The organism is Microcystis sp. LEGE 00066, from assembly GCF_015207925.1.
In the GTDB taxonomy this organism is placed as follows: domain Bacteria; phylum Cyanobacteriota; class Cyanobacteriia; order Cyanobacteriales; family Microcystaceae; genus Microcystis; species Microcystis ichthyoblabe_A.
In genome coordinates this window covers 1-10,688 of record NZ_JADEVX010000150.1, presented here as the reverse complement: position 1 = coordinate 10,688, position 10,688 = coordinate 1, and the positions used below count along the sequence as shown (strand labels likewise).

The following is a 10,688-nucleotide window of genomic DNA, read 5'->3' as shown; positions in this document are numbered from 1 at the left end:
GGCAAAATCTTAGACATAGCGTCTAACTTACCCTGAAGATTCCATGCTGTTAAAATCCACGACCCGTCATATTCGCATTTATACGGCTGAAGTAAAAAATAATCAATTAATCGAGAGTAATAATGTCTTGACTCTTGATGTGGATCCCGATAATGAATTTAATTGGGAAGAAGTGGCTCTCAATAAGGTTTATAGTAAGTTTGATGAATTGGTAGAGTCCTACAATGGGGAAGAACTGAGCGAATATAATCTCCGTCGCATCGGTTCAGATCTGGAACATTTTATCCGTTCTCTCCTGCAAAAAGGCGAAATCAGCTATAATCTCAATGCCAGAGTCCAGAACTATAGTATGGGTTTACCAAAATTAGGGTGAACGATCCCGCGTCAGTCCCCACCCAGACACCTAGGCAGGTGGGGAATTTGCATCGCTACAAAGAGGAATTTCACGAATTGGGGTGAGGGAACAATGGCTCTTCTAGGTTCTGTGTGATAAATTTAACTTACATAGGATCGATCTTTGTGTCCTTTGTGTCTTTGTGGTTCGTTCCACCCCCGCGCTAGGGGGAATATATCTTAAAGTACATTTTACCCACCAAATCCAAGAGATAAGTGGTCGTGCAAAATTAATTTCCTAGTCGAGACGGTTGAGGGGAGACAACTATCAGAGATCGGATTTGAGTTTTCAGTTCGCTGTTTACTGATCACTGAAAACCTCCCCACTTCCCACCCAATCTAGGGAAATTACACTTTTACCACGTTGCTAAAAGAGATTTTCAGGTAATCATCTTCCATTTTTGCTCCAGAAGGTTTCAGGGCTGCCAAAGCTTGGGGTAAAACTAAATTACGACGGTGATTACCAATGCGAATATTTAACTCGTCTCCAGTTTTATTTAGTTGTATCTGTTCCTTTGGTATGCCGGGTAAATATAACTCCAAACTGTAATTATTTTCCTGTTGAACTACCCGAATGGTGTTTTCTTGGTAATAAACCTTAGTCGGATCTTCCCCAGCAAAAAGAGTTTCTTTCAGTCTTTCTAAAGCGGGTAAACCACACATTTCTTCGGAGTAAAGAGGAACTTCCTTAACCGGTAAGGGATGAAAATTATCGTAAATTTCCTGTTTATAACCCTGTTGATTTTCTTTCCAACGAGCAAAGAAAGGATCGGTTACTTTGTCGGGAATAATCCGATTAGCAATAATTAAATCGGTAGAAACATTATAGAGACTTAGATAGGCATGAGCGCGTAAAGACTCCTTAATCACCATTTTTTCGGGGTTTGTCACCAAACGTACCGAGGTTTGAGTATTATCGGTCAAAACCTTTTCTAAAGCCTCAATCTGCTCATAAAACTCGTAGGGAGCGTCCATAACTTCCTTGTCCGGTAGGGAAAAACCGGCGATCGGTCGAAAAAAAGGTTCCACCAGTGGTCGCAATGCCACCGACATTCCCTGTAAAGGTTTGTAAAATCTTCTCATGTACCAACCGCCCACTTCTGGCAAACTCAGCAATCGTAAAGCTGTCCCCGTGGGTGCGGAATCGATAATCAATACATCATAAGTACCCTCATCGTAGTGGCGCTTCATGCGAACTAAGCCGAAAATCTCATCCATTCCGGGTAAAATCGCTAATTCTTCCGCTTGCACTCCATCTAGGCCCCTAGCTTGCAATACCTGAGTAATGTAACGTTTTACTGCGCCCCAGTTGCCTTCCAATTCCATTAGTGCGTCTAATTCTGCTCCCCAAAGATGGGGACGTACCAAACGAGGATCGTGACCTAATTCGAGATCGAAACTGTCAGCGAGAGAGTGAGCGGGATCGGTGCTGAGAACTAGGGTTTTATAGCCAAGTTCGGCGCAGCGGAGTCCTGTAGCGGCGGCGACGGAGGTTTTACCCACGCCTCCTTTACCGGTCATGAGAATTACACGCATGGGGGCTGATTCTAAGAAAGTTTACATTACTTATTCTTATTATGACGGGAAAGTTAACAAATTTGGGACAAGAATCAGCATTCTTGGCTATGGAATTCCACTCCCTGACCATCACTCCGGGGAATTAGGCTCTGTTCAAAAAATTGCTGACAGCGATTTTCGGCATCAGCGACGAGAACTTTGGCAAAATGACCCTTTTCGAGAACTTCTTGCCTCGGACGTTGTTCGTAGGCATAGATAATCAAAATATCTCCGGGTTGACAGAGCAGCGCCGCACCACCGTTGGGGCAAATTTCCCCGGTTTGGCCGGGAAAAACGTAGGTGGAAAAGCGCTTACCATTGCTAAGATTGACCACATCCACCTCTTCAAGCGGCAAAATACCGACCCGCTCAATCAATTCTCGATCGATAGTGATACTGCCGACATAATCGACGTTAGCCTCGCTGACGCGCACTCGATGGAGTTTGGCGTGCATTAATCGAATTGTTCCCATGTATTTTTTCCTATTTCCCCCAATTACCTCAATTATTATGCTCTCCCAGTGGGAATGTTTACTAAAAAATCTCGGTCAATGGCAAGGTTCTTTTACCCGTCTGTCTCCCCAAGGCGACTTGATCGAAGATACCCCGACTTTGGTATCTTTGCAAGGCATTAATAATAATCGATCGATTCGTCAATTGGTTCGCCGTCTCTACAGCGATCGAGAGCCGGAAGATTTAATTTTAGAGTATAGTTCTCTGCATCAGGGTATTCTATTTAGCCAGACGGGAGCTTTTTGTCAAGGTTCTTTATATTTTAGTAGTTTTTCCTCACAATTCGGAGCAGAATTTGGCTTAATCTCTGGGGAAAGACGATTAAGAATCGTACAGTTATTTAATGAACGCTGTGAGTTCGATCGTTTGACTTTAATTCGGGAAAAATTAGTTGATTCTCAGTCACCAGAAAGACCGATGTTAACGGTGGAGCAATTACTGGGTCAATGGCGAGGACAAGCGGTGACAACGGGACGAGATTTTTATAATTCTGCTGCCTATTCTACCCATGTCTCGATCGAGCGTCAGGGGGATAATTATCTCTCGCAAACCTTGACTTTTGGTGATCATCAAATCACTTCTAGCGCTCGTATTGAGGGACAAAGATTGTTGTTTGAAAATAGTCCGCTGCCGATGCAAATTCTACTGCTGCCCGATGGAGCTTCCTGTAATACACCTCTGAAAATTACTGCCGGTCATCCTTTTGTTTTAGAGGTGGGTTGGTTACTTTCTCCTACTCAAAGACAGCGCCTAATTCGTTCTTATGATCAGAAGGGAGAATGGACGGGTATTACTCTGGTGACGGAGGAAAAAGAAAACTATGGCTCTCCCAGCTTTGGTGGGTAAAATGTATTCTAAGATACATTTCTCCTAGCGAGGGGGTGGAACGAACCACAAAGACACAAAGGACACAAAGATTGATCGATCCTATGTAAGTTAAACTTATCACACAGAACCTAGAAGAGCCCTGATTACTGATTACTGATAACTGATAACTGATAACTGAAAAAAGCTTCCCACTTTTATTTGCTGGTGGTTTGAAAACGTTTCCAAACAGGTTCGTAACTTTGCAGGGCCCTCATGTACTGTACCCGTTCAAAAGCAGTCGGATCTGGGCAATTCATTTGACTCATACTGCCAATTAACTGCTCGATCGATTCGTATTCATTTTCTTCCAACCAATGCAATAAACCCTGTTCGATCTTGGTAATTTCCTCCAAACCGTGGCGTAATAAAACACTAACTAACATAGTAGCTTTTGCCCCCACCATCATCATTTTGATCACGTCGATGGCGTTATGAATGCCACTGGTAGCGGCAAAATCCGTCGGTACACGACCGTAAAGCATGGCAATCCAGCGCAGGGGTAAACGCATTGCTTGGGGATTACTGAGGATAATATTGGGGTGAACATCTAAGGTGTCTAAGTCGATATCCGGCTGATAGAAACGGTTAAATAATACCAACCCATCGGCCCCCGCTTCCGCTAATTGTTTAGCCATATTGGCTGTATTGCTAAAGTAGGGACTTAACTTCATCGAGACGGGAATTGATACCTCCGATTTGACAATTTTCAGGATATCAATATAGTTTTGTTCGACGTGATTTCCAGTTAATTCTAGGTCGTTGGGAACATAATAAACATTCAACTCCAAAGCATCAGCGCCCGCTTGTTGAATTTGAATGGCATACTCCAACCATCCCCCAGAGGTCTCACCGTTGAGACTGGCAATAATGGGAATATCGACCATTTCTTTGGCTTTGCGAATATGGTTGAGATATTCGTCGGAACCAACGTGAAAAACCTCCGGTTCGGGAAAATAAGTCAAAGCTTCCGCAAAACTCTCGGCTCCGTGGGTAAAATGATGGTGTAGAGCCAGTCTTTCGTGTTTAATCTGCTCCTCGAAAAAGGAGTGTAAAACCACGGCAGCGGCCCCAAAGTCTTCCATTCTCTTGATATTGTCGATATCCTCGCTCAAGGGTGCGGCCGCACCGATGACTAGCGGCGATCGCAATTGCAAACCCATGTAGGTAGTGTGTAGATTCATAACTATTCCTTGCCTCCTGTACCTTTTGCTGCTAAATACTGATACATTTGCCAGCGCGTATCCACATCTGCTTGTGCTTCTTTGAGCAGACGTTTAGCTTCCTCCGGCTTACTGGTGGCCAACATCTTAAAGCGATTCTCCGAGTAGAGAGTTTGCGCTACGGTAAGCTTAGGCGCACGGCTGTCCAATTGTAGGGGATTTTTGCCTTCTTTAGCTAAATCGGGATGATAACGGTACATTAACCAGCGACCGCTTTCCACCACTTCTTTTTGATGGTTCATGGCGGTGGTCATGTTGATCCCGTGAGCAATACAGTGAGAATAGGCGATAATTAACGATGGCCCGTTATAAGCTTCCGCTTCTAGGAAAGCTTTGATAGTTTGCTCGTTTTTTGCCCCCATAGCCACGCTGGCCACATAGACGTTACCGTAGGTCATGGCCATTAAACCGAGGTCTTTTTTCGGTCCAGGTTTGCCACCAGAAGCAAATTTAGCTACGGCAGCGCGAGGAGTAGCTTTTGAGGCCTGGCCGCCCGTATTCGAGTAAACTTCCGTATCCATGACCAAAATATTCACATTACGACCAGTGGCTAAAACGTGATCTAAACCACCATAACCGATGTCGTAGGCCCAACCGTCACCCCCGACAATCCAGACGCTTTTCTTGACCAGATAATCGGCCACGGATAACAACATTTTCACCTGCGTGGTCGGGGTTAACTGCCCTAAACGGGATTTTAAGGCCTCTACCCGTTGCCGTTGTTCGTAAATTTCCGCTTCATCGACTTGGTGACAATTGAGAATATCTGCCGCTAGACTTTCTCCGATTTCACTAGCGAGGGTTGCTAACAGTTCGGCGGCAAATTCTGCCTGTTTATCGATGGAAACCCGGAATCCTAAGCCAAATTCGGCATTATCTTCAAAGAGGGAATTCGACCAAGCTGGACCGCGACCTTCGGCGTTAACTGCCCAGGGTGTTGTCGGTAAATTACCTCCGTAGATAGATGAACAACCGGTGGCATTAGCCACTATCATGCGATCGCCAAATAGCTGACTGACTAATTTAACGTAGGGAGTCTCACCACAACCGGCACAAGCGCCAGAAAACTCAAAGAGAGGTTCCTGCATTTGCTGATGGTTAATTTTATTGAGATTTAGGCTTAATCGGTCTGGATTAGGCAAATTAAGGAAGAAATCCCAGTTAACTCGTTCCTGTTCCCGCAGGGGCAGTTGGGGAGCCATATTAATCGCTCTTAGACGTGGTTGCGATTTGTTTTTAGCGGGGCAAACATCAACGCAGAGACCGCAACCGGTACAATCTTCGGCGGCCACTTGGATGGTGAATTTTAGCCCTTTCCAGTCGTGATCCTTGGCATTAGCGACTTTAAAGGTTTCTGGAGCGGTGGCTAATTCGACCTCATCATAGACTTTCGAGCGAATAACGGCGTGGGGACAAACAAGAACGCATTTACCGCACTGAACACAGACATCTGCATCCCAAACGGGTATTTCTTGGGCAATATTGCGTTTTTCCCATTGGCTAGTGGCGGTGGGATAGGTCCCATCGTTGGGAAGGGCGCTAACGGGTAGTTGATCCCCGTGACGGGCGATAATTTTGCCGAGGACTTCTCGGACGAAAGCAGGTGCGGTGTCGGGAATTGGGGGTCTTAATTCAAAAGCTTCGGGGGTGACAGTGGCGGAAATTGGCACTTGATAGAGATGTTCTAGGGCAGAATCGACGGCTTTAATGTTCATCTGCACGATTTCTTCGCCTTTCTTGCCGTAGGTCTTGCGGATGGCTTTTTTAATTTGTGCGATCGCCTCTTCCCGAGACAAAACTCCCGCTAGGGCAAAGAAACACACCTGCATCACGGTATTAATCCGGCTGCCCATCCCCGCTTCTTTGGCCACTTGAGTGGCATTAATCGTATAAACTTGCAGATTTTTGTCGATGATAGTTTGCTGGAGATTGCGGGGTAGGTGACTAAATAGCTCCTCCGGTGGATAGGGACTATTGAGGAGAAAAATTGAGTTCGGTTTAGCGGTTTCTAGCAGATCAAATTGTTCGATAAATTCCCACTGATGACAGGCGATAAAGTTAGCATCAGTGATTAAATAGGTAGAGCGAATCGGCTCCGGTCCAAAGCGTAGGTGAGAAACGGTCACAGAGCCAGATTTTTTGGAATCATAGACGAAATAACCCTGGGCATAATTATCAGTATCTTCACCGATAATTTTAATTGAATTTTTGTTAGCTCCCACCGTACCATCGGAACCTAAACCGTAGAAAACTGCCCGCACTACTTTGTCTGGTTCGGTGGAAAAACTGCGGTCATATTCCAGACTGGAAAAGGTAAGATCGTCAACGATACCAATAGTGAAGTGATTTTTCGGTTTGTCGAGACTTAAGTTATCAAATATACCAGCAACCATAGCTGGAGTAAATTCTTTGGAAGATAAACCGTAGCGTCCTCCGACAATTTTCGGCAGCTTGCCTTCGTACTCCTCCATAAAGGCATTTACCACGTCTAAATATAGCGGATCGCCCCCAGCACCGGGTTCTTTACAGCGATCTAAAACGGCTATTTTTTTCACTGTGGTGGGCAAAGCTGCCAGTAATTTGTCGGCGGCAAAAGGACGATAGAGACGAACTTTTAAAACCCCAACTTTCGCCCCATTTTGATTGAGATAATCCACGGTTTCATGGACGGTTTCCCCTCCCGATCCCATTAACATAATCACTCTTTCGGCATCGGGCGCACCGTGGTATTCATAGAGATGGTATTGCCGTCCTGTTAATTGGGCAAAACGATCCATAATTTTTTGAGTGATATCGGGACAAGCATGATAGAAAGGATTGACGCTTTCCCTTGCCTGGAAATAAACATCGGGATTTTGTGCCGTGCCTCGTAACACCGGTCGATCGGGAGTTAAAGCTCTTTGACGATGGGCAATAATTAGGTCTTCATCGATCAGTTCTTTGAGAGTTTCATCGCTAATTAATTCGACTTTTTGCACCTCATGACTGGTACGAAACCCATCAAAAAAGTGCAGAAAAGGAATCCTGGTTTCTAGGGTGGTAGCCGTGGCAATAGCCGCCAGATCTTGAGCTTCTTGAACGGAATTAGCCGCTAACATAGCCCAACCCGTACTTCTGGCAGACATGACATCACTATGATCCCCAAAAATTGACAACCCTTGGGCTGCTAAAGCACGGGCCGCCACATGGACTACTGAAGAGGTTAATTCCCCCGCAATTTTGTAGAAGTTGGGGAGCATTAATAATAATCCCTGCGAGGAAGTGAAAGTAGTAGTTAAAGAGCCTGTTTGTAGCGCTCCGTGCAGGGTTCCCGCTGCCCCACCTTCGCTCTGCATTTCGATTACGGAAGGAATGGTTCCCCAGAGATTAGCTCTGCGTTCGGCTGCCCAACTATCGGACCATTCACCCATAGGCGAGGAGGGAGTGATAGGATAAATAGCGATTACTTCACTGAGACGATAGGCAACGCGTGCAACAGCTTCGTTACCGTCTATGGTTGCATAGGTTTTTGTGGTCATGTGTTCCCCTTAGTTTTTACGATATTTGTCGGGATTTTAAGTTTTTTTACGGCTCAATTTCGCACTAAATATCCTCTCGTTTCCCTGACAACCGAAGGATTTTCTTTGAGCGTCGCTTTTGACTCCCTATCTACTATTGGACGCTTACGGCAGACAGGCTTAAGTAGAGCAATTTTTCTGTCTCCACCTCGATCATTATCCAGATTCTCGGCTTTCTAGCAATTCGTTATTTTTTCTTAATACGCTGCTGAGTTTGCCCGCAACCGACCCTAGGATTAATTAATATTAAGAATTGAGATAAAAATTAATGATACTTTTTTAAAAAAAGTGCTAGGTCAGAAGATAAGCTGTTGACTATCTAAATTACTCGTTAAGACTGTCTATGAGCAGGGAGAAGGAATTATGAATTATTAATTATGAAGTGGGGAGAAGGGAGACTTTTCAGTTATCAGTGAACAGTAATCAGTAATCAGTGAACTGATACGGCCTTTCTCGTAAAGGTGAAGCACAGATTAACCCTTGCTAATCAAGTATGGTAGCCGCAAGAACGAACCTCATCTATCTGAGAAACGCTGTAACTCGCATCTGATAACTGATAAGGGACTTGCGCTTTGATAATGTACCTTTTGGGCGAACGCAGTTCGCCCCTACATTGTGGACAAAATCCGTTACTGTAGGGGCGCAAAGCTTGCGCCCTCCGATCGATTGGGATATTATTCCCAAGCAAGTCCCTAACTGATAACTGATTCAAGGCTGTCTCGGAGTCTCCTAACCAAGCACGACAATTTTTGATTTTCGCAAGAGATCTAATAATCAGTTGATTTAGTCGGCCGATGAAGTTAAGATGTACTAGGTTAAACACAAATGAACTAAAGTACAAATTATCTTAACCCAAGGATAGGAAAATAGATCATGACTAACCTCGAATCCCTTACTCAAGCGCAACAGGAGTTGTACGACTGGCTAATTGAGTACATTCGCACTACTCAGCACGCCCCTTCCATCCGGCAAATGATGCGAGCGATGAATTTACGCTCTCCCGCACCGATTCAAAGCCGTTTAGAACGTTTACGCGCCAAAGGCTATATTGATTGGACAGAAGGAAAAGCACGCACCCTGCGGATTCTCAAACAACCAGTGCAAGGTTTACCGGTTCTGGGTGCGATCGCTGCTGGTGGTTTAGTGGAACCCTTCACCGATGTGGAAGAAAAACTCGATCTTTCTAACCTGTTGCAACGCAGTCAAGACTGTTATGCTCTGCGGGTTTCCGGAGACAGTATGATCGAGGACCATATTGCCGATGGGGATCTGGTGATTATGCGTTCTCTCACAGGCAATGAAGGGGTGTCCAATGGGGAAATCGTCGCCGCTAGAGTCGAAGGCCACGGTACTACTTTAAAACGTTTCTACCAAGAAGGCGAAATCATCACTCTCCAACCCTCCAATCAAAAATATCAACCAATTACAGCCAATACTGAACAAGTACAGGTGCAAGGGGTTTTGGTTGGTGTTTGGCGCGGTTATTAGCCAAAACTGGGGCGCACTTAAGCGCCCCGATCATTTTTCCTCTCCTTGGCTACTGGAAAAGAATCGGGTTGGCAAACTAGGATAATATAAGGGTTTTAGCCTATCCCGCACTCAGGTGTTTTAACTTTTATGCCCAAAAAACAGAAGTATCCCCATCTCTTGGGGTCAAAATGGACGGCAAAACAAAAAACATGGGGCTGGCGACATTTTCAAGTGGTCAATCGTCAAAATCGCAGTCAATGGGTTTTTGCCGAATTAGTCGCTTCCTGCGATCCGACTGTCCGCTTCTGGATTAATGCTAAACAGTTGCAAGACGCGAATCTCTGGCAATCAGGTTGGCAAACCCTAACGGAAATGAACCAACCCGACAGCGCCGACGAGATTATTGTAAATTAAATGCAGTACAGCCTATTACTGTTCCATAAAAGTCCGCACCGTACCATCAGAACCAAGAACTAGACGCAATTGGGGATTACCAGAGATATCGAGGGGAGACACGAAAGGTTGATTGAGCAGGGGCATATTAGTGCGATCGAGATAGATTTTCGCCGCCTGTCCCAGGGGAATAATCTGTTTTAGGGAACCATCCTGATTTAAGACCAAACGGTACTCTAGAGTATGCTTAAGACTTTCCGGGGGTTGCCAACGGGACTGAAAATATTCTCTGGTTTCTGCCACTTGGGGAATTGTATCTAGTAAGTTCGTCTCTGGAGCTTTAGCGGTACTTGTGGACGGTTTGGGGTCTAAATTGACATTTTCGGGGTTAACAGGGCTTAGAGGCGGTAAATTGGGCAATTTTGGCGGTGCTGGACTCGGATTCATCGTGGTGGGGGGGACATCTGCCAGTGCATTTGTACCCTGAGCGCCAGTGACGGGGGGGGCAGTAATCGGGATGTTCTGATTATTCGGTTCAATTATGATCGCCGTGCCGCCGGGAAGCGAACCTGTGACTGGTGGCGGCGGTAAAGTGGGCGGTGGAATCACTAGGGGGACGCTAGAGGGACGAACTGGGGCTGGAACGGTTCCCACGGGGGGCGGTGGCGGTAAAGGGGTTTTATTGCCCACATTTGCCGGTAACTGCGGGTTTGGGGCG

At 45.6% G+C, this 10,688-nt stretch carries 8 protein-coding genes and 1 pseudogene; 4 read left to right on the top strand and 5 right to left on the bottom strand.

The genetic code is table 11. From position 1 onward, the window contains the following. The first annotated feature begins 43 nt into the window (after nt 1–43). Entirely contained in the window at nt 44–373 is a 330-nt protein-coding gene (locus tag IQ224_RS17705) for an NAD(P)H-quinone oxidoreductase subunit M (RefSeq protein ID WP_002738864.1), read from the top strand. 368 nt (nt 374–741) lie between these two features. On the opposite strand, the gene IQ224_RS17700 is transcribed toward IQ224_RS17705, so the two are convergent. Both IQ224_RS17700 and panD read right to left on the bottom strand, forming a co-directional pair. After that, nucleotides 742–1,929 carry a TRC40/GET3/ArsA family transport-energizing ATPase gene (locus tag IQ224_RS17700; RefSeq protein WP_002741890.1) on the bottom strand — a complete coding sequence of 396 codons (1,188 nt, stop codon included), beginning with the start codon at nt 1,927–1,929 and terminating at the stop codon, nt 742–744. A 74-nt stretch (nt 1,930–2,003) separates the two neighbouring features. Beyond that, a complete protein-coding gene (gene panD, locus IQ224_RS17695; RefSeq protein WP_002741892.1) occupies nt 2,004–2,423 on the bottom strand; it encodes an aspartate 1-decarboxylase in 420 nt (139 codons plus the stop codon). A 37-nt stretch (nt 2,424–2,460) separates the two neighbouring features. On the opposite strand from panD, the gene IQ224_RS17690 reads away from it, so the two are divergent. After that, nucleotides 2,461–3,309, top strand: coding sequence for a DUF3598 family protein (locus IQ224_RS17690; protein WP_036399856.1), 849 nt, complete (start codon nt 2,461–2,463; stop codon nt 3,307–3,309). Nucleotides 3,310–3,485: 176 nt separating this feature from the next. Here the strand turns inward: IQ224_RS17690 and IQ224_RS17685 are convergent, their stop codons facing one another. Further along, nucleotides 3,486–4,511, bottom strand: a complete 1,026-nt coding sequence (locus IQ224_RS17685) for a dihydroorotate dehydrogenase-like protein (RefSeq protein WP_036400280.1) — start codon at nt 4,509–4,511, stop codon at nt 3,486–3,488. Nucleotides 4,512–4,513: 2 nt separating this feature from the next. Then, nucleotides 4,514–8,068: a pyruvate:ferredoxin (flavodoxin) oxidoreductase gene (nifJ, locus tag IQ224_RS17680; protein WP_084989927.1), complete on the bottom strand. Its 3,555-nt coding sequence runs from the start codon at nt 8,066–8,068 to the stop codon at nt 4,514–4,516. A gap of 912 nt (nt 8,069–8,980) precedes the next feature. Here nifJ and lexA point away from each other — a divergent pair. Together lexA and IQ224_RS17670 are read left to right on the top strand one after the other, a co-directional pair. Next, nucleotides 8,981–9,595, top strand: coding sequence for a transcriptional repressor LexA (gene lexA, locus IQ224_RS17675; protein WP_002737392.1), 615 nt, complete (start codon nt 8,981–8,983; stop codon nt 9,593–9,595). A 129-nt stretch (nt 9,596–9,724) separates the two neighbouring features. Further along, entirely contained in the window at nt 9,725–9,991 is a 267-nt protein-coding gene (locus IQ224_RS17670) for a TIGR02450 family Trp-rich protein (RefSeq protein WP_004157027.1), read from the top strand. 15 nt (nt 9,992–10,006) lie between these two features. On the opposite strand, the pseudogene IQ224_RS17665 reads toward IQ224_RS17670, so the two are convergent. Continuing rightward, nucleotides 10,007–10,688, bottom strand: a pseudogene (locus tag IQ224_RS17665) (hypothetical protein); the annotation flags it as partial.